Raw genomic sequence first — 18789 nt, 5'->3', positions numbered from 1 at the left:
GGCCGCATCACTCACGCCGACGAGGCGACCCGCACCCGGCGGCTCTCGCCGTCGGAGAGGAAGCCCGCCAACTCCCGCCCCTCCTCGCCGACGTCGTTGCGCTCGGTCCGGGAGAACGGCCGCAGCGGCGTGACGACCACCGTGTCCTTGCCCGTTCCGGTCCCCGCCTCCACGTCCCAGGTCGCGGAGACCCGGCCGTCGACCAGGACGACCCGGGCGCCGGCGACCGACAGGCCCCGGTCGAAACGTCGTCGATGATCCGGGTGCGGTCGTCGTAGCCGAGGATCGCGTTGGGGAACATCGCTTAAACACAGTCCGTGCGGTGAGAGTGTGTGAGCTGGGCAACAGTGGCCCCCCACCAGCTGTTTTGTGCCTCGAGAGCTTTCCTCAGGTGTCGGGGCAGTGAAAGGCCCCGCCCATGTGCCACGGGGGCAGCACACGGACGGGGCCGGTCCAGGGAGAGTGAGGGTGGCTAGTCGTCGCCCTCCTTCGGGGGGTAAACGAATCCCCGGGTGGGCCCGCTCTGCCTCTTCGGAGCAGGGCCGGGGCTGGACGACGGGAACGTGGCTGCCAGGGCGGCCAACGCGTCCGCAGTGGCGTCCTTGCGGGTCTCCGGGTCGGCCTGGTCGAACACTCGCCAAGAGCCTGCCGGATTCTCCGGGTCGACCGGTGCGACTACGCCCGGGATACCGAACCGCCGCAACACGCTATCGACCTGGCGGGCCTGCTCCGCGTCCATCTGATCACCTTCCGTTGAGTGCGGGGAGCCTAGTCGTCCCCGCCGCTGGTGGCGCAGTTGCCCGGACGGACCGTGCCGCAGCCACTGCCGCTACTGCATCCTGAGTGCTGGCACTGGGCCGCTACTCCCACCAGGGTCTTGGTGGGGGCCGACCAGAGTTCCGTGTCGATGGCGTATCCGGCCTGTTCGATGGTTGCCATCGTGCGGGTGATGACGTGCTCGTCGTAGCGCTCGGGGTCGGGACGCTCGGGATAGTGGTGCACGAAGTAGCCGAGTCCTTCACACAGCATTGCGTACAGCTTGGTGTGCAGGATCAGGGCGTGCCAACCCTCGTCGACCACCTTGGACGGGGCGATGCGGACCGTGGGGAACTGCGCGGCGGCGTCCACGAACTTCAGCGCCTCCGCGACGATCCGACAGGCCGTACCCTCGTCCATGCCGGGGTTGTTGTCGGTGACCGTTGCGACAACACCCTCCAGCCCTTCGGGGGTGAGTAACGCGAGTTCGTCTCGCATGTTCTTGCCTTCCTGTTGGGGTTGACCCGCTCCGTCCGTGCGTCCTGTCCAGGGGTTAGAACGGTCGGAGCGGGGGCTTTGGCGGGCTGGCTTACACCCCGTCGCCCTCGTGGGTGGCGGGGCTTGTTGCTGCCCTGGTCTGTGTGGTCGTCGGTGCTGAGGGCGGCCTGCCTGCTTTTGGCCGGCTGCCCGCCCTCCTGACGATGATCTTGAAAGGGCTCCTGCTCGCTTTGTGCTGGCCGTGCGTGTCGGGGTTTGTTCCGGCTGCACCGACAGCAGTCGGAACAAACCCCTTCCTTCCGCTGCGGGACGCGTCTAGCTGCCCCGTAGCGGGTCCTGCAACCTGCAAGCGCGATGGTTCCGGTTACCGATGCTTGCAGGGGCTCAAGGGCGCGCGGCCCCTCTGAGTGGCCGGGCGTCGGCGTACGCCCCACTCGTCAGCGATCCGCGCGAGGGTGCGCCTATCGATGCCGTACTCCCCGGCGATCTTCCGAACGCTCTCGTTCGCTTCGAGGCGGGCGGTGATCGTGGCACGGCCGGTCAGAACGGCGCTCTCCAGCGCCGCGTAGTCGGCTCGCGTCATCCCCCTACGCATGACGGGTGGCCGATCGATGAAGCCGGGAAAAGGGGTCACCGGGATAGCTGTACGGGTAGTCGAACCCGGCGGCGGCGGCGCTGAGGGCCTGCTGACGTTCCTGGTGCAGATCGACCTCATCCGCGTACGCGGTCCGGTCGAACGCGCGACGGTATTCGGTACGGTGCCGACGGAGTTCCCTGACCTCGTGCGCGCGGCGTAGATCCCCTTCAACGATCCTCAGGGGAATGGTCATGTCGCGTTCGTCGTCTGCCCAAAGCTGGCGAACGGTGTCGCGGTCCGGTCCGGGCCAGGGCTGGAGCCACGGGCTACGTAGGGTCTGGTGGAGGTCCCGAAGGTGGCTCGGGCTCACGGTGTGGCGGTAGACGGCGTGGTGGCCGTTCCTCGGGGGTCGGATGAGAGCCCATAATGCGCTCAGCATCCTGACGATACGATCTTTCATAGGTCGTTCAGCTCCTCGTAGCTGTTCGGCTTAGCCCTGGCTCGACCGGTGAAGCGGCCGGGTCAGGGCGCTTTGCTGACCCTTCAGGTCAAGCGCCACTGCTGGCGGCATACGTTCTCTTGGTGAACGCGCTGGCGCAGCTCGGCATACACGTTTGTCTCTTGCGGCTGCTGCTCTGCCTTGGCCTGTCTGGCCCATGGGCAGATGGGGGCGCCGCAGCCGCACGGCGGGTACTTCAGCGGTGACTCATACGCCCTTGTGTCTGCGGTTTCCGCAAAGACCTGCGAGACGACTCGGTGTTCCGGGGTGTCCAGTTGGGTTGCGGCTTGCTCGTCTGTGCTCACGCCTTGGCCCTCCCTGTGTGCTCGTTCCTGGCTGGCGCGTGCTCGCACTAGGCAACCGCCCGACCACGCTCAGCGGTACCCTCGGGAAGGCGGCGAGAGTTAAGAGCGTTAAGCGGTCACAGCAGGGGAGTTGGGGACAGTGACGACACGTCATCCGAACGCCGGACTGGAGCGGCTGCACCGGGAGACCGGCTGGACCCTTCGTCAGCTTGCCCAGGAGATCAACCGGTTAGGCACGGAGCGGGGCACCCCGGTGGCCTACCAAAAGCCGTCCGTTCATCAATGGTTAAACGGTCAGCTCCCGAAAGAATCGGTCCGGCCGCTGATCATTGAGGCGTTCTCTCGAAAGCTGCTGCGGCCCGTGACATATGGGGAGGCGGGATTTCCCGAACCCGCAGAAGAGTCGAAAAACCCTCCGGCCACCGTTGAGGGTTTGATGGAACTCGGAAGGCAAGACATGGACCCGTCACGCCGCAGCGTTCTAGGTGCAGGGCTTTTCTCCGTCGCCCTTACTGTCCCTGGCTGGCAGGATGTGGTCGGCCGCATGGAAGCGATTAAGCAGAATCCGAAATTGCGTATCGGTCAGGCTGAGGTAAGGGCCGTTTTGGCAATGACTGAACGCCTTTCAGACCTTGACGATGATTTCGGCGGACGCTATGCCCGGCCCATGGCTGCCGCCTTCCTCGTGAATACGGTGAGCCCGTATCTCAAGGCTGAATCATCCAGCGAGACGCGCAATTCAATGCTTTCTGCAGCCGCATTTCTTTGCTACTTGACTGGATGGATGGCGGTGGACGAAGGGGCCCACGGGAGAGCACAGCAATATTATGTGCGGGCCTTGGAACTTGCGGGAGCGAGCGGCGATCACAACACGTACTGTCACGTCCTGCGCGGCATGTCGGTGCAGGCGGCGAACCTGGGACACGGGGCACCGGCCGTAAGGCTCGCAAATGCAGCGGCTGAGGCGGCCCCTGAGTCCACCCCTCGAATGCGAGCCTTTATGGCTGGGCAGCAAGCTCACGCTTACGCCCTAGCTGGTGAGAGGACAAATGCGCGTACCGCTCTACGCGAAGCGGAGCGGGCCGTTAATCAAGCAGAAAGCCAGCTCGGCACCTTTGGCGGTTTCAGCTCAGCGACCTTGGCTTATTCGACGGCCGAGGTTCGTTACGCCCTTGGTGACACGCTGGGCAGCATCCAATCCTTGCAGGATCATTTTCGCCTGCGAGATTCTACGGATATGCAGAGAAGCAAGCTGATCTTTAGCTCTCTGCTTGCTGAGAGGCAACTGCAAGTCGGACACCTGGAGGAGGCTTGCGCCACCTGGAACTCAGTTCTAGATGAGTATCCGGCAATTCACTCCGGGCGAATTGATGAGCAGATGGCAAAGATTGCTTCACTGCTTTCGAGTTACCAACGCAATCCCATTGCCCGACAAACCTCCGAGCGTTCCCGTGAACTCTGCCTGAAGTGAAAAACAGGGAAACCGGCGCGGGCGGCGGGCGGGTCTGGTGGACCTGGTACGGCTCGACCCGCTAGGCCCATAGAGTGCTCCCGTTCTGCCCCATCACCCCTGCGGGCGGTGGGGCTTCTTGCTGCCCTGGTCCGGTTGAGCATCGCGGCTGAGGGGCGGCCTGCCTGCCTTTGGCCGGCTGCCCCGACTGACGAAAACGATCTTGAAAGCCGCCGCGGCAACGTCATTGACATTTGCAAACGCTAAGGAGCAAACTCGGTCTCGTTCGGGGTTCACCAGCATGGTGACCCATGATGCATCGAGAGGGTTTGCACATGAAGTTCATCCGTTCGCGTTTCGGTGTCGGTGTGGCTGCGGTGCTGGCTGTTCTGACGGTGGCGCTGGGGGGCGTGGTGGTCTCGGGGTCGGCCTCGGCTGCTCCCTCCTCGTCCGAAGCTGAGTACAAGGTCCCGAAGGGGCTGAAGACGCACCGCGTCTCGGCTTCCGCCCTGCGTTTCCGTGCGGCCCCGGCGGGGTGGGTCAAGGGCCTGCTGTACCGGGGTGACCGTGTCTTCATCCGGGAGTCGTACGTCGGCTCTCCCTGGGTCAAGGTGGTCGTGGTCGGCCGGAGTCAGTCAGGCATCCCGCATGAGACGCGGGGGTGGGTGCACCGCTCCTACCTCCGGCGCTGAACCTGGCGTCATCGGGCGCGGTCTCCTCATCTGCGAGGGGGCCGCGCCTTCGTCTTGTCCGGGGGCGTAGGGGCGGCCTGCCTGCTCTTGGCCGGCTGGCCCGGCACGCCGCAGATGATCTTGTCTTGGTGGGGTGACGGGGGCTGTCGAGTGCCGGGCGTGGGCAAGTGGAGGGCGGCGGCAGGCTTTGGGCGGGAGCTGCGATGGGGCGAGAGATCGCGGGCCTTACGCTCGCCAGGCGAATCGGGCGGGTGGTGAACCTGCCCGTGTTTGCGTCCGATTGGCCCGCGATCTTAGAGGCTCGCCCCATCGTGGCTGCCTAAAGCCTGTCGCCGCCCTCCACCCCCGGCCATCCTGAATGGGCCTAGGTGAAGGGAAGGTCAACTGTGGTACGGCGTAGGAAGGTTGGGACAGGCATCCGCACGAAGGGGCGCGGCATGGTCTACGTCTTGGAGGACGCGGACAGGCATCAGTGGGTCCAGTGCACGGGGTGCCGACTGGACCGGTACGCCCCTGGCGTCGGCCCGGCAAGGGCGGCGGCGCGGAAGCACGCGCGAGACTGCGCCGCCTGACGGCTAGTCAGTAAACAACTTCAGGGATCATGGGCTCGGTTGCGTGCGGGCGGTGGGTCTCGGCCGGGACCGGCGTCAGCCGCAGCCCGGCCGTTGGGCCCACCGCCCGCACGCCGTGCGGGCCTTGACTGCGTGAGCTGGTCTTAGATTCATTAGACCGTCGCCGTGTCGCGCGGTGTTCGAGCTGGGCACCGAGAGCCTTTACCAGTAGGTCGGTCTCCTGGCTTTCATCGTCAAGGTCCCATATGCCGACGTGATCGGCAGTCAGAAGGATCTGACCGCGCTCGTGAATGGCGTACGCCGTGTTCAGCACGTCACGCACATTGCGGCCAATGCGGTCTACGGCTGCGCCCGCAATGCCGTCGTACGGCCCCATTCGATCGGTAAGCCACGGGCCCAGTTTCGGGCGCTTCAACGGGTCCATTGCGCCGGACACTTCCCAGTCATCGGCCCATGCGATGATGTGGGCGTCGTTAGCCTTGGCTACGGCAAGAACCTGATCTAGCTGCTTCTCTGGGCTCTGGCTTGCTTCATTCTTCCGGCTGAGTCGGCGGACCCCTACCAGGCAGCGGCCGCAGCCGTCATACGGTGTCGTTGCGGGAGTTTCCACGTTCTCCATGGTGCGCCTCCTAGAAACTGTGTTCTAGGGATTTTTGCCTTGTCGAACGCCGGCAGGAACCTTACGGGCGCAGGGGTTTCCGGGTCCGGGCGCGGCGCGTCGGGGAGGTCCAGCAGCTCCCGGCCGCGCTCGTCGCGGAAGGTGACCAGCTCCCCGCGGAGGGCGGCGACCGCGCCCGGCAGCCCGGCGAGGCCGGACCAGGCGCGTACGTCGGCGGTGGCGGCGGGCCCGTACGCGGCGAGATAGCGACGTACGAGCTCCTGCCCCACCGGGTCCGAGCCGTCGTCCGTGGGCAGCGGGTCGACCTCGCGCCCCAGCCAGGACGAGACCAGCGCGTTGCGCACCCCTGCCCTCGTCCGCCAGACCCCGCGCGGCGGCAGCTGCACCATCGGCAGGACGCCGGCGACGAGCATTTCGCCCAGGGGCCGCGTCCCCGGCTCCGGCCAGCGCTCGGCGACCGCGCGGGCGAGCTGGGCCATGGAGCGGGGTTCGCCGTCGGCCAGCACCCCCCGCCCCGCCGCCGCGAGTTCGCCGAGGTCGACCCCGGCGAGCTCGCGGCGGTAGACGCCGAGCACGCGCTGCCGCAGCATGGCGTTGTGCCGGGCCCGCCAGGCGAGGACGTCTTCCGCGGTGACGAGGTGCACGGTGCGGCGCATGAGATGGGTGCGTACGACGTGTCGCCCGGTCAACAGGGCGGAGAGCGCTCCCGGTTGGAACCCGCGCAGCCGCGACCAGAGCCCGGTGAACGGCTCCTGCGGCTCCTGCGCCTGCAGTCCGCAGAGGTGCGCGACGGCGTCGAGCGGCGGCACGTCGGCCCGGTCGAGCAGCAGTTGCCGTGCGAGCGTGGCCCGGTTGAGCGCGCGGACATCGAGAACGGGCGCACGACTGACGGGCTTACGGCCGCCGACGGGCGCACCGCTGGAGGGCGTTCGGGTCACGTCGAGGTCTGCCCGTCGATCGCCTCGCGCAGGATGTCCGCGTGCCCGGCGTGCTGGGTCGTCTCGGCGATGACGTGGATCAGCACGCGGCGGATGCTGCGTACGGCTCCCGGTTCGTTCCACGGGACGTCGGGCAGCGGGTGCGTGACGGACAGGTCGGGGAGGTCGGCGACGACCTTCTCGGTGCGGGCGGCGACCGCCTCGTACCGCGCGAGGATGCCGGCCACGGTCTCACCGGGCCGCACCTGGAAATCGTTCTGCCGGTCGATGGCCCACTGCGGGTAGGTGTGCGCGGTCCCGGCCGCGAAGTCCTCCCAGGTCACGCCCTCGGGCAGACCGAAGGACATCGCTGAGGGGCCCTCGACCGCGAAGCGCAGCCAGCTCTCCTCGGTGGAGGCGACGTGCTTGATCAGTCCGCCCAGGCAGAGCGCGCTGACGGTCGGCCGCGCCGCGATCTGCTCGTCGCTGAGCCCGCGCACGGTACCGATCAGGGCGGCGCGGGCGCAGGCCAGCTCGGCGATGAGGTCGGCGCGCTCGCCGTCGAGGGCGGGGGAGGAGGTCATGGTCATCGGACCTTTCGCTTCGTATCGCTTCGTACGCGTTCCCGCGTTTCGGGCACGGATCCACCATCCCAAGAGAAGAGGACAGGTTGTGTCCTCTACTCCGTGCACCATGGATGTCATGCCGAAAACCTCAGCGCGGCTGCTGTCGCTGCTCTCCCTGCTCCAGGCGCGCCGGGACTGGCCCGGGGCGCTGCTGGCCGAACGGCTGGACGTCAGCCCGCGTACCGTACGCCGTGATGTGGACCGGCTGCGGGAGCTCGGCTACCCGGTCGCAGCCGTGAAGGGCCCGGACGGCGGCTACCGCCTCGACGCGGGCGCGGAGCTGCCGCCGCTCCTCTTCGACGACGAGCAGGCCGTGGCCCTGGCGGTCGCCCTGCAGATCGCGACCGCCTCCGGTGCGGGCATCGAGGAGGCGGCGGCCCGCGCGCTGAACACGGTCCGCCAGGTCCTGCCCGCCCGGCTGCGCCACCGCGTCGACACGCTGCGGGTCACCGCTGTGGACCGCCCGGAGAGCCGGCCGGAACCTCAGGTGGACAGCGGTGTGCTGATGGCGCTCGGGGCCGCGGTGCACGCGCGCGAGGTGGTGCGCTTCGACTACCGGCCGGTGTCCGTACCCGTGCCCGTACGGACGGGGGCCGAGGGGGAGGGCGGCCGTGGTGTGCTGCCGCCCCCGCCCCGCCGGGTGGAGCCCCACCACCTCGTCACCTGGGGCCGGCGTTGGTACCTCGTGGCCTGGGACCTCGATCGCGGGGACTGGCGGACCTTCCGGGCCGACCGGATCGCCCCGCGCACTCCGACCGGTCCCCGCTTCGCCTCGCGTGAGCTGCCCGGCGGAAGCGTGGCGGCCTTCGTCACCGGCCGGTTCCGGGGCACCACCACCCCCACCGGGGACGGCATCGGCGGATGGCCCTGCCGGGGAGAGGTGACCCTCGCCCTCCCCGCCGCCGAGGTCCTCCGCCACACCCGCGAGGGGATCGTCGAGGCGCTCGGCCCGGACCGCTGCCGCCTCGTCCTGGGGTCTTGGTCGTGGCGCGGCCTGGCCGCTGCGATCGGCAGGTTCGACGCGGACATCGATGTGATCGGCCCGCCCGAACTCAGGTCGGCCTTCGCACAGTTGGCGGCACGGTACGCCGATGCCGCAGCGAGCACGCCCGGGACACCGAACCTCTGATTCCCCTAGCCGTACGGATACCGACAGGCGGCGGGCGGACCGCATTCCGTACGGGTGTCAAGTCTGCTCGTCCTTCGCATGAACAGATCCACGGCCTCGTGCGAGCGCCAGCCCAGCTACCCATGGCCGGAGTTGGTCAACTCCTCCGCCCCAGCAGCTCGGCTACCCGGTGGAACCCCTCCTCCCCGTGGCCGAGCCCGATGGCCTGCCGGGCGAGGCCCTCGGCGGCGCGCATGACGCCCGCGTCGATGCCGTGGGCCTCGGAGGTGTGGATGACGTGGGCCATGGTCGAGGCGGTCGAGGTGAGCGGGGTGCCCTCGTCGGAGAACGTCCCCCGGCCGATCTCCTCCGCGACCTCCGTGAAGATGGCCGGGAGGATGGCGCCGATTCCCGCGGCGAAGGGAGCCAGCTCCCGGGCGGTGATGCCTTCCGCCCGCGCCACGGCGAGGGCGTGGTTGTAGCCGGCCATCGCGGTCCAGAAGATGTCGAGCAACGCGATGTCGTAGGCCGCCGCCCGGCAGATCTTCTCGCCGAGATGGGTGTGGGTGCCGCCCAACGCAGCCAGGACGGGACGGTGTTCGCGGTAGAGATCCTCCGGACCGCTGTAGAGGAGAACGGCGTCGGCGGTCCCGATGGTCACGGTGGGCGTCATGATCGCCCCGTCCAGGTACCGGACGCCGTGCTCGACCGCCCACGCCGCCGCGTCCCGGGCCCGGCCCGGGGTGTCGGCCGTGAGATTGACCACGGTACGCCCCTTCAGCGCGCCGGCGACCGCGTCGCGCCGCAGGACCGCGTCCACCGCGTCGTAGTTCACGACGCAGACCACGGTCAACGCGCCCGCGGCGACGGCCTCCTCGGCCGAAGGGGCGCTGACCGCACCTCGCTCGACCAGCTCCCGGTCCCGCCCTGAAGTCCGGTTCCAGACCGTGGTCCGCAGTCCGGCATCGAGGAACGCACCCGCGAGGGCCCGTCCCATCGGCCCCAGCCCGATCACGGTGACGGCGGACTGGCCGCGTTGCTGACTCTGTGGATACATGGCTCAACTCCCTGAAATAATGGACGTTCCCTTGACGAACGGAGCGATGATGACGCGCAGCCGTGCCCAGGACCCGAACGTCTGCGGGGTGACCGCCGCGATCGCCGTGGTCGACGGAAAGTGGAAGTCAGGCCTGATCTGGCTCCTGGAATCCGGCCCGCGCCGGCCAGGCGAGCTACGCCGCCAACTGCCCGGGCTCAGCGAGAAGGTGCTGACTCAGGCGCTCCGCGAGATGGAGTCCGACGGGCTGGTGCGCCGGGAAGTGCACGATGTCCGGCCGTTGAAGACGACGTACTCGCTGACCGAGGACGGCAGGGAACTCGCCGAACTCCTCGACACCCTCTCCGACTGGGGCCGGCGCCGCTTGGCGAGAATCACGGATCTCCAGCCGGCCTCTTGACGCATCAGGTTCCCTCCCCGCCCGGGTTCAGGCGGCCCTCCGACCGCTCCCCACCAGGATCGTCCGGCCGTCGACCGTTGCCCAGTACCCACAAAAAGGTGGCTACGGGAAGGGCTGTCCGCTCCTCGGCCGCTATCGTGCGGCCGTGACCAGCACCGGGCAACGTCCGCTTCTCTTTCTCGACGTCGACGGCCCCCTCATCAAGTGCATCGCGCCCTGGCTGGGGCTGCCGTCCTGGCCCGTGGTGTCCTGGCCGAAGGAGTCTCATGAGGTCGACCAGGACGGCCTCCACTGGAAGACCCGCGGCCTCGTCGACCGGGCGGGCGGCCGTGCCTTCGCCTGGGTGGACGATGAGATCACCGATACCGACCGGGCCTGGGTGGCGAGGCACCACAGAGGGCGAGCGCTTCTCCACCGTGTCGATCCCCGCCACGGCCTCACGGACGCGGGCTTCGCTGCGCTCGTGGAGTGGCCGGACAGGTGCTGACGTCGAAGCCGCGTGCAGGAGTGCAGGGTACTGCGAGGAGCCGTCGACGACCGCTCGCGGCGGCGCTGCCCCTGCGGCACCGCCGATGGTCTGGGGGTGTCAGCTTCCGGCGAGGCTTGCGAGCACCTGGGCGGCGGGCTTCGGATGGACGAGCCAGCGCAGGTGGCTTCCCTCAAGGGTTCGGATGTCGAAGGGGTTGTCGGGTGTGAGCGCGTCTCCTTCGCGGATCATGCGGTCCTGCATCGCGAGCGGAAGGCCGGCATCTGCCGCCAGGCGCACGTACGTCCTGGGTACCCGGCCCCAGGTCGCGGCCTGTGCCCGGTCGGCGGACGTACCGACGTCCAGGTTCTCATCGGGCTGGAAGGTGTTCAGGAAGGTCCGGAACTCGTCGTCGGTGAGGTCGGCGGCGAACGCCTGCTTGAACGCGTCGAGCGCTGCCGGGTCGGCGGTGCGGAAGTTCGTCCGCAGCAGACCGAGTTCGGCCGGGTTCCCGACGAGCGTGGCGGCGAAGGCTCCCGGGTCGACGTCCGCCATCTCCGGCTCGGCGTAGTAGTCGCCCACGTCCAGATCGACGGGGCACCAGGCGGAGACGTAGACGATCCGGTCGATCAGCTCGGGCCGGGCGTTGGCGACGGCGGTGGCCGTGGCACCGCCCCTGCTGTGGGCGACGAGGACGGTGGGCCCGTTCCGCTTGGCCCGCTCGAGGACCTCGGTCACGCGGGCGACGTTGTCGGCGAGCGTGACTCCTTTGATGCTCCCCGGTTCCGCGGCGAGGGCGGCCAGGTCCTGGGGAGCCTGGTAGGCGGCGGGGAAGGTCGCCTCGAACCCGTGCCCCGGAAGGTCGACCGCGACCGATCGGTGACCGAGCAGGGCGAGTTCGGCCTGCAGCGGCGCGAACGAGAACGAATTGGCGAAGGCTCCATGGACAAGAACGAAGGTGGGCAGACTCAGCATGCCTCAGCCTCCAACAGAACGATCTTCGGAACAAGGCCACGGGTTCAACTGAGGCCTGGGGCATGTCCGCGAGCTCCACGTGGGGCTCTCCGGTCGGTCACCTGGGATGAGGAGTCTGGCCCCCGTCCTCCTCGCGGTCCCGCTGGCCTGCTGGCACGTTCCCGCCGTAGGAACCACCGGGCAGACGGACAAACTGAGAGCTGCTCAGCCGTGACGTGACCGGTCTGCGTGGAGGGCCCGGCGCAGCGCCTCCAACGGGTACGGGGCCTCCCTGTTCTCATCCTGGACCTTGACGTAGAAGTCCGTCGTCACCGCGGCGAGCGGTGCATGGCGGGAGAGGATCGCCCGGGCCTCCTGCGGCCCGTCCGGCGGGTCCTCTCCTTCCGCGCATGCGCGGATGAGCGCCTCGCGTTCGTTCCGCTCGTATCCGTAGAGCTTCGTGATGAGCCAGTTCACCAGCCAGCTGCGTGTATAGCAGCGGTCGTAGGTCCTGTGCAGTGCGAAGAAAGCGGGCCTCGGACGGGGACAGATCGAATCGGGACGAGATGGCGAGGCCGTAGTCGGTGAAGTAAAGGCGTCGGCCGCTGACCGGGATGTTCTGAGAATGGGCGTCGAAGTGCAGAAGCCCGCGAGCGTTCATGAAGGACGTGCCGGCCTCCAACTCGCCCTCCACCAGGGAACAAGCCCGGTCGGCAGACTCTTCGCCAGCCTGTACCTGCTCGGTGAGCCACTCGTCGAGCGTCTGAGGGGATGTACTCCAGGAACAGCGCGAGGCTCGCAGAGGACTGCTCAAGGGCCTCGATACGACGGCGCACCTCCGGGCTGCCTCCCCAATAGGCCACAACCCGATCGACGTCCGCGAGTTCCTCGGGAAGCGCCGCCGTGCCCGGCAGCACGCGCCAGTCGTACATCATCGGGAACCCTTGGTACTGCCCTCCGAGCACCCAGTTCGTCGTCATGGTGTGCACGGCGAGCTCCCGCCACGCCCCGAAACCAGGCCCCCCACCGACGCCGTACTGGCAGAAGGTGGGCATTCCGAACAGGTTGGCCGTGGAGCGTGCGTGTTCCGGCAGCCGCTCCATATCCGTGAGCGGCACCCGTTTCACGAAGACCGGCTTCCCACCAACCTTCAGTAGCGCAGACCGTCCGCCGATACCGGAGCCATGGGGTCGGGCGGCGTCAACGAGCTCGTCCAGCCGTCGATCACTTGCATGCACGCGAGTGCCACCGGCTGCCGCCTGCGCACTGTACGCGAAGGCTGACAGGCCGGACGGCGGACGCGCTACTGCCCGGCCTGTCTCGCCGGCGACGGGAGCCCGAAGCCAGCGGGCCACTCGGCGGCGCCTGGAAACGCCGAACGTGCGCCTTTTGGCATGGTGTCAGGTTTTCGCTAGAGCTCGTCCGGCGGATCATGCCGGGCGGCCGCCGGCGCTGAATCGATGTAGCTCGGCTGGAGAAGGCGCTGGGTGGAGCGGGTGGGGTCCGTCGATAAATGCCACGACAGCGGGCTGGTGACGGGGGACACTTCGCGCGATGACCAGAATCAACGACACGCCGCCCGCATGGGACGAGCGCACCCAGCTCACCACGTTCCTCGACTACGCACGTGAGACCGCCCGCGCCAAATGCGCCGGCGTCTCTGCGGAGAACGCCCGCAGAGCGCTCCTGCCTGGCTCGCCGCTGATGACCATGAGCGGAGTGATCAACCACCTGCGCTGGGTCGAGTACTACTGGTTCCAAGTGGTCTTCCTCGGCGAGGAAGACCGGGCCCCCATGACGGAGGAGGACCCCGACCGCGAGATGCGTATCGCCGTCGACTTCCCGCTCACGCAGTTGCTCGACGAGTACGCCGATCAAAGCGCTCGCTACCGCGAACTGGTCGCCCGGAACGACCTGGACAAGCGGGCCGAGGGAACCATCCGCAACGGCCTCCACGTCGATCTGCGCTGGATCCTCCTCCACCTCACAGAGGAGACAGCCCGCCACAACGGCCACCTGGACATCCTGCGCGAGATGCTCGACGGTACGACCGGCGGCTAGATACGGCGGAGATCACGGGTGGAGCCGGAGTCGGTTCGAGGCGACCGTGACGGTGCCGCGACCGTGACGGTGCCGTGGAAGATGTAGCCGCGCTTGTCGTCTCTTCGTTGACGGTTGGCCCGCTGGTAGCGGCGGTTGCGACGGGAGGCATATGCCTTGTCGAGGTCAGCCGCCCCGGGAGCGTCCGAGCCCCTCGCGGGGAGGTGCTGCCGGGGCGTTGTCCTTTCCCGGCACCCGCGGGCGTCTCTTGCGGGCTTCGGCGGCGTGCCGGTGGGCCCGGCAGGAGGTGGAGTCCACGCTCACCATCGACCAGTCGATGCGGCCCTCGGCGTCGGCAAGGGTGGTCTCGCTCCATCCAGGACTCGAACCCCACGTGCCCGCAGGTCGTCGACGACCGATACAACCCGGCGAAATGCCGTTGCCCGCGATATGACGGGAAGCTGCGGACCGGCCGCCCGTCCTCGAACGGCACCGAGACCGCATCCGCCAACGGCAGGCGATGTTCACCCTGGTCGTCCCGCCAGCCGACCTCGAAGCCGTCTACTTGTAACGGCTTCATCCCCTCCAGCACACCCAGCCCCATGTATGCCACTTCGCAGACCCGTAGGGACTGTGCAGCTCAAACGGAGCCAAACCCCTCGTCCGGGTGATTACGCAGTCCGGCGCGATCCCTCATCGCCGGGCCGCATCTCTTGACTGCTGAGGCGAGGGGACGGGCTTTTGGTAAGGCTCGTAACGTGTAGGCATGTGGACCCAGCACATCCAGGCTCTGTAGTCACGAGGCGTTGAGGGCGATGCCGTAGGGCGTCGCCCTCCTTGGCGTGCCTGTTTACGTGGTCCATCCCTTGTGCCGCCCACACCGAGGCGGCGAGATGCCGGGCCTCGTCTTTCTTGAGACGGCGGCTTGTGAGAGCGCGTGCAGGCACGGTCCCTTCCCTTCACCGTCGCCTGGAGTACCTCGTGCCTGCGTTGCTTCCCCCTGCCCTCGAACCATTTCTCGACTTGTTGCGCTGCCCGGTGTGCCGCGCCTGTCTCCGACCTGCCCGTGGCTCACTGCGCTGCCCGGAGGGCCACGCCTTCGACATCGCCCGTCAGGGCTACGTCAGCCTGCTGACGGGTATCCGCGCCACCAGCGGTGACATCGCAGCCATGGTTCAGGCCCGAAACCGGTTCCTGTCCACTGGTAGGTACGCCCCTGTCCACCAGGCCCTGACTCGTATGACAGCCGACGCCCTGCCTGGTCAAGGCACGGTCGTAGATGTCGGATGCGGCACCGGCTACTACCTGGCCGGCGTACTCGATCAACTGCCCGGCATCCGCGGCCTTGGGCTGGACACGTCAGCACGCGCCCTGCGCTCAGCAGCTCGAGCCCATCCGCGAGCTGCTGCGGCAAGCTGGGACGTCTTCCGTCCCTTCCCCTTGGTTGACCAGGGGGTCGACGTCGTGCTGGACGTGTTCGCCCCGCGCAACCCGTCCGAGTTCCACCGAGTGCTCCGTCCGACCGGCCGGTTGATCGTGGTGCGGCCCATCGAGCGGCACCTGGCCGAGCTACGGGGCCAGGTCCCCGCGATGGTCACGATCGACCCGGACAAGGAACAGCGCCTGCAACGGGCGTTGGAACCCCACTTCCTGGCCGCCGGTACCCAGCACGTCGAATACACCACGCCCCTGAGCAGGCAAGAAGCCGTCGACCTCGTGGGAATGACACCGAGCGCACGCCACCTGACCCCCGCGGACCTGAGCGGCCACGGCTCCCTGCCCAGTCGGGTGACCGTCTCCGTGCTGGCCACCTCCTACCAGCCTCGGTAGCTACGGGCGGATACGCCTGCTGAAACGACGAACCATTGGGCGCGCCTGGCGTCCCACCTTCCTGGCAATTCGGGCAAGGTGGGGCGTACGTCCGTTGGCCGCTGTGATCTCCCAGGTCGTCCGGCAGCAGGAGCGGTGGGCACTGCCCTCGCGGGCAGGTGGCTCTGGTGGGCTGGCTGCTGCGCAGGTCGTCCGGGACCCGTTCACTTCGCACTGCAGCCCCGGTGGGAATGCGCAGATAGACCGGGAACGGACACGCACCGTGCTCAGTCTTAACAGCAGCCACACGTGGCGCGCGACACTTTTGCAAGCGTCTGCTTGCAAAAGTTAGCATCGGTGTTGCAGTATCGAGTCATGGCATCACTCAACGTCGGCAATCTCGGTGAGTACCTCCGGGAGCAGCGCCGTGCCGCGCAGCTCTCGTTGCGGCAGCTCGCGGATGCCGCCGGGGTGTCGAACCCGTATCTCAGCCAGATCGAGCGTGGCCTGCGCAAGCCCAGTGCGGAAGTGCTGCAGCAGGTCGCCAAGGCGCTGCGGATCTCGGCCGAGACCCTCTACGTACGGGCGGGAATCCTCGACGAGCGGGAGAGGGAGGAGCTGGAGACGCGGGCGGTCATTCTGGCCGATCCGTCGATCAACGAGCGGCAGAAGAACGTCCTGCTGCAGATCTACGACTCCTTCCGCCGCGAGAACGGGTTCGTGCCCGAGACGGACGAGACGCCTGAGGCGGACAAGACGCCCGGGGTGGCCGAGTCGCCCGGGGTGGCGGAGTCGCCCGGGGTGGACGACGCGCTCAAGGCAGATGCCGCGAAAGACGACAACCCTCACAGCTAGTCACCAGCTGCTTCTGATGATCCGGGAGGACCACAGTCATGGCCATCACCGATGACCTGCGTAAGACCCTCACCGACCGCACCCCCCTCTACTTCGCCGCCGGTACGGCCGACCTGGCCGTGCAGCAGGCGCTCAAGGTCCCGGCGCTGATCGAGCAGCTGCGGGCCGAGGCGCCCGAGCGGTTCGAGGCCGTACGCAACACCGACCCCAAGGCCGTGCAGGAGAAGGTGACCACGCAGGCCAAGGAGGCCCAGGCCACCGTGCAGGCGAAGGTCACCGAGGTGTTCGGGGCGCTCGACGCTGCCGACCTGAAGAAGCTCGGCGAGAGCGCTCAGGACCTGGCGCTGCGCAGCGTGGGCATCGCCGCCGAGTACGCGGTGCGGGCCCGGGAGACGTACGAGAAGGTCGCCGTCCACGGCGAGCAGGCCGTGCGGACCTGGCGCGGCGAGACGGCCGACGAGATCGTCGAGATCGCCGCCGTCGTGGAGGCCGAGCCGAAGGCCGCACCGGCCCCGACGCCCGCGGCCAAGAGCGAGCCGAAGGCCGCGACCAAGAGCGCGCCCAAGCCCACCGCCGTGAAGCCGGCGGCGGTGAAGCCCGCGCCCGTCGCGAAGCCCGCTACCCCGGCCGAGGCCGCGCCCGCCGAGGCCAAGGCCACGTCCAAGAAGGCTCCCGCCCCGCGCAAGCCCGCGGCCCGGAAGACCACGCCGCCCGCCGGGAAGTGACCCCGACGGCTCCCTCCCGTACGTACGAAGAGTGACCGGGGCGCGGGGCGGGCACCTTTACCGGTGGCCGGATCGTTGTCCCGGTACCTTGGCCGCAGGGCGCTCATCCACTCACTAGGCGGTACACACCATGTTGCTCTCAGGATTCGGCACACTCCTCCAGCTGCTCTACCTGGGCATGCTGGTGCTGGCCGTGGTCGCGTTCGTCTTCGCGGCGACCGCCCGGGAGGACGCCTACCGGGCCGCCGACAAGAAGAAGAAGTCCTTCTGGCTGATCATTCTCGGCGTCGCCGTCGCCGTGAATCTGCTCATCCCCTTCCTCTTCCTCCAGCTCGCGGGTGTGGTCGCGTCGATCGTGTTCATGGTCGACGTACGGCCCGCGCTCAAGGAGGTCTCGGGCGGCGGCGGCGGTGGCCGCCGGGGCGGCTCCAGCAGCGACGGACCCTACGGGCCGTACAACGGCGGCCGCTGAGCGCTCGCGGCCGCAGGAGCGGTCGACGCGGGGCCGGGGCGTGAGGCGCTCCGGCCCCGTCGGCGTACCCGCTCCGGGTCACGGCCCAGCAGCAGCACCGCCACGTCGTCCGTCAGCTCGCCGCCGTTCAGCTCCCGCACCTCGGCGACCGCGGCCTCCAGCAGCTCCTCGCCCGCCAGTCCCTGCTCCAGCCGGCTGTTGACCATCGCGACCATGCCGTCCTGGCCGAGCCGCTGACTGCTGCCCGCCCCGACACGGCCCTCGATCAGCCCGTCCGTGTACATCATCAGGCTCCACTCCCCGCCCAGCTCCACCTGGCGGCGCGGCCACCGGGCGCGTGGCAGCAGTCCGAGCGCCGGGCCGCCGTCCTCGTACGGGAGCAGCCGTGCCGGCCGGCCGTGGCGGGCCAGCAGCGGTGCGGGGTGGCCGGCCAGGCAGAGTCCGGCGCGGCGGCCGTCGGGGGCGATGTCGACGGTGCAGAGCGTCGCGAAGATCTCCTCGCTCTGCCGCTCGTGCTCCAGCACCTGCTGGAGGGTGGAGAGCAGCTGGTCGCCGCAGAGCCCGGCCAGCGTCAGCGCCCGCCAGGCGATCCGTAGCTCGACGCCGAGCGCCGCCTCGTCCGGGCCGTGCCCGCAGACGTCACCGATCATCGCGTGGACCGTGCCGTCCGGGGTGCGCACGGTGTCGTAGAAGTCCCCGCCGAGTAGGGCGCGGCTGCGGCCCGGCCGGTAGCGGGCCGCGAAGCTCAGGTCGGAGCCCTCCAGGAGCGGGGTGGGCAGCAGGCCGCGCTCCAGGCGGGCGTTCTCCTGGGCGCGCAGCCCGGACTCCGTCAGCTGGTGCTGGGCGATGTCGGCCCGCTTGCGCTCGACGGCGTACCGGATCGCGCGGCTCAGCACCCGGGCGTCCAGCTCGCCCCGGAAGAGGTAGTCCTGCGCCCCGACGCGTACCGCCTCGGCCGCAAGCTCCGTGTCGTCCTGCGCGGTCAGCACCAGGACCGCGTGGAGCGGGGCGATCCGCAGTACGTGGATGAGGACCGCCAACTCGTCGGCCCGGGCGGGGGCGGGCTCGGGCCGGTGGTCGGGGGCGGCGGTGGTCGCTGTGGTGGTCGGCACGGGCAGCGCGAGGTCCAGCAGGATGCAGTCGACGTCGTCGGTGAGCAGCCGCCCGGCCTCGGTGAGGTTGCGGGCGGTACGGATACGGACCCGGGTGCCGGCGGCTGCCGAAAGCTCGGGCCCCGTGATGCTGCCCGCCGGGTCGTCCTCGATCACCAGGACGGTGAGGTCGGCGCCATGGTGGGTCTCCGCAGCGGAAACGTCACGTTGCTGCGGTACGGGTACGGGCATCGGTTCGGGTCCTCCCTCCCCCCGAGGGCGCGGCGGGACGACGATCGAC

The 18789-nt window shown here is 68.7% G+C and carries 20 protein-coding genes and 3 pseudogenes; 10 read left to right on the top strand and 13 right to left on the bottom strand.

Annotation, left to right across the window (positions count from 1 at the left end; genetic code table 11):
- Positions 1-11: 11 nt before the first annotated feature.
- The 5 genes and pseudogenes from ABZ154_RS11150 to ABZ154_RS11130 form a co-directional block, all read right to left on the bottom strand.
- Positions 12-298: pseudogene (locus ABZ154_RS11150) on the bottom strand (crosslink repair DNA glycosylase YcaQ family protein); the annotation flags it as partial.
- Between the two features lie 174 nt (positions 299-472).
- Positions 473-739 (bottom strand): hypothetical protein, encoded by a 267-nt coding sequence (locus ABZ154_RS11145; protein ID WP_356831186.1) that lies wholly within the window; start codon positions 737-739, stop codon positions 473-475.
- 29 nt (positions 740-768) lie between these two features.
- Entirely contained in the window at positions 769-1254 is a 486-nt protein-coding gene (locus tag ABZ154_RS11140) for a hypothetical protein (RefSeq protein WP_356831184.1), read from the bottom strand.
- Positions 1255-1618: 364 nt separating this feature from the next.
- On the bottom strand, positions 1619-1837 hold the full coding sequence (locus ABZ154_RS11135; protein ID WP_356831182.1) for a hypothetical protein: 219 nt from the start codon (positions 1835-1837) through the stop codon (positions 1619-1621).
- 4 nt (positions 1838-1841) lie between these two features.
- Positions 1842-2084: a hypothetical protein gene (locus ABZ154_RS11130; protein ID WP_356831180.1), complete on the bottom strand. Its 243-nt coding sequence runs from the start codon at positions 2082-2084 to the stop codon at positions 1842-1844.
- 690 nt (positions 2085-2774) lie between these two features.
- Between ABZ154_RS11130 and ABZ154_RS11125 the strand changes: the two genes are divergently transcribed.
- Both ABZ154_RS11125 and ABZ154_RS11120 read left to right on the top strand, forming a co-directional pair.
- Positions 2775-4106, top strand: a complete 1332-nt coding sequence (locus ABZ154_RS11125; RefSeq protein ID WP_356831178.1) for a tetratricopeptide repeat protein — start codon at positions 2775-2777, stop codon at positions 4104-4106.
- 314 nt (positions 4107-4420) lie between these two features.
- The gene (locus ABZ154_RS11120) at positions 4421-4777 is read left to right on the top strand and encodes a hypothetical protein (protein ID WP_356831176.1); all 357 of its coding nucleotides are present in this window, start codon (positions 4421-4423) and stop codon (positions 4775-4777) included.
- 579 nt (positions 4778-5356) lie between these two features.
- Here the strand turns inward: ABZ154_RS11120 and ABZ154_RS11115 are convergent.
- From ABZ154_RS11115 to ABZ154_RS11105, 3 genes are all read right to left on the bottom strand, one after another.
- Positions 5357-5968 carry a recombinase family protein gene (locus ABZ154_RS11115; RefSeq protein WP_356831174.1) on the bottom strand — a complete coding sequence of 204 codons (612 nt, stop codon included), beginning with the start codon at positions 5966-5968 and terminating at the stop codon, positions 5357-5359.
- Entirely contained in the window at positions 5908-6798 is an 891-nt protein-coding gene (locus ABZ154_RS11110) for a winged helix DNA-binding domain-containing protein (RefSeq protein ID WP_356831275.1), read from the bottom strand. The genes ABZ154_RS11115 and ABZ154_RS11110 overlap by 61 nt, the downstream gene beginning before the upstream one ends.
- Before the next feature lie 104 nt (positions 6799-6902).
- A complete protein-coding gene (locus ABZ154_RS11105; protein ID WP_356831172.1) occupies positions 6903-7475 on the bottom strand; it encodes a DinB family protein in 573 nt (190 codons plus the stop codon).
- A gap of 112 nt (positions 7476-7587) precedes the next feature.
- Here ABZ154_RS11105 and ABZ154_RS11100 point away from each other — a divergent pair, with 112 nt between their 5' ends.
- Positions 7588-8640, top strand: a complete 1053-nt coding sequence (locus ABZ154_RS11100; RefSeq protein WP_356831170.1) for a WYL domain-containing protein — start codon at positions 7588-7590, stop codon at positions 8638-8640.
- A 136-nt stretch (positions 8641-8776) separates the two neighbouring features.
- Here ABZ154_RS11100 and ABZ154_RS11095 read toward each other — a convergent pair whose 3' ends face one another.
- A complete protein-coding gene (locus ABZ154_RS11095; protein WP_356831168.1) occupies positions 8777-9676 on the bottom strand; it encodes an NAD(P)-binding domain-containing protein in 900 nt (299 codons plus the stop codon).
- Between the two features lie 49 nt (positions 9677-9725).
- Between ABZ154_RS11095 and ABZ154_RS11090 the strand changes: the two genes are divergently transcribed.
- Both ABZ154_RS11090 and ABZ154_RS11085 read left to right on the top strand, forming a co-directional pair.
- Positions 9726-10076: a helix-turn-helix domain-containing protein gene (locus tag ABZ154_RS11090; protein ID WP_356831273.1), complete on the top strand. Its 351-nt coding sequence runs from the start codon at positions 9726-9728 to the stop codon at positions 10074-10076.
- A 145-nt stretch (positions 10077-10221) separates the two neighbouring features.
- Entirely contained in the window at positions 10222-10563 is a 342-nt protein-coding gene (locus ABZ154_RS11085; protein WP_356831166.1) for a hypothetical protein, read from the top strand.
- Between the two features lie 99 nt (positions 10564-10662).
- On the opposite strand, the gene ABZ154_RS11080 is transcribed toward ABZ154_RS11085, so the two are convergent.
- Positions 10663-11517, bottom strand: coding sequence for an alpha/beta fold hydrolase (locus ABZ154_RS11080; RefSeq protein WP_356831164.1), 855 nt, complete (start codon positions 11515-11517; stop codon positions 10663-10665).
- A gap of 204 nt (positions 11518-11721) precedes the next feature.
- Positions 11722-12782, bottom strand: a pseudogene (locus ABZ154_RS11075) (protein kinase family protein).
- Between the two features lie 268 nt (positions 12783-13050).
- Between ABZ154_RS11075 and ABZ154_RS11070 the strand changes: the two are divergent.
- Positions 13051-13557, top strand: coding sequence for a DinB family protein (locus ABZ154_RS11070; protein ID WP_356831162.1), 507 nt, complete (start codon positions 13051-13053; stop codon positions 13555-13557).
- Positions 13558-13809: 252 nt separating this feature from the next.
- Here ABZ154_RS11070 and ABZ154_RS11065 read toward each other — a convergent pair.
- A pseudogene (locus ABZ154_RS11065) lies at positions 13810-13893 on the bottom strand (transposase); the annotation flags it as partial.
- A gap of 624 nt (positions 13894-14517) precedes the next feature.
- Between ABZ154_RS11065 and ABZ154_RS11060 the strand changes: the two are divergent.
- The 4 genes from ABZ154_RS11060 (at position 14518) to ABZ154_RS11045 (ending at position 17397) form a co-directional block, all read left to right on the top strand.
- Positions 14518-15366, top strand: a complete 849-nt coding sequence (locus tag ABZ154_RS11060; protein WP_356831160.1) for a putative RNA methyltransferase — start codon at positions 14518-14520, stop codon at positions 15364-15366.
- Between the two features lie 354 nt (positions 15367-15720).
- Positions 15721-16200: a helix-turn-helix transcriptional regulator gene (locus ABZ154_RS11055; RefSeq protein ID WP_356831158.1), complete on the top strand. Its 480-nt coding sequence runs from the start codon at positions 15721-15723 to the stop codon at positions 16198-16200.
- A 38-nt stretch (positions 16201-16238) separates the two neighbouring features.
- Complete coding sequence (locus tag ABZ154_RS11050) at positions 16239-16925, top strand: hypothetical protein (RefSeq protein ID WP_356831156.1); 687 nt, start codon at positions 16239-16241, stop codon at positions 16923-16925.
- Between the two features lie 130 nt (positions 16926-17055).
- Positions 17056-17397, top strand: coding sequence for a DUF2516 family protein (locus ABZ154_RS11045; protein ID WP_356831154.1), 342 nt, complete (start codon positions 17056-17058; stop codon positions 17395-17397).
- On the opposite strand, the gene ABZ154_RS11040 is transcribed toward ABZ154_RS11045, so the two are convergent.
- The gene (locus tag ABZ154_RS11040; protein WP_356831152.1) at positions 17370-18740 is read right to left on the bottom strand and encodes a SpoIIE family protein phosphatase; all 1371 of its coding nucleotides are present in this window, start codon (positions 18738-18740) and stop codon (positions 17370-17372) included. The two genes, ABZ154_RS11045 and ABZ154_RS11040, sit on opposite strands and share 28 nt — an antisense overlap.
- Positions 18741-18789: the final 49 nt, after the last annotated feature.

The sequence above is a fragment of the Streptomyces sp. NPDC006261 genome (assembly GCF_040613515.1).
Classification (GTDB): domain Bacteria; phylum Actinomycetota; class Actinomycetes; order Streptomycetales; family Streptomycetaceae; genus Streptomyces.
The sequence above is the reverse complement of the archived record's forward strand: the minus strand, read 5'-3'. Positions and strand labels throughout refer to the sequence as shown.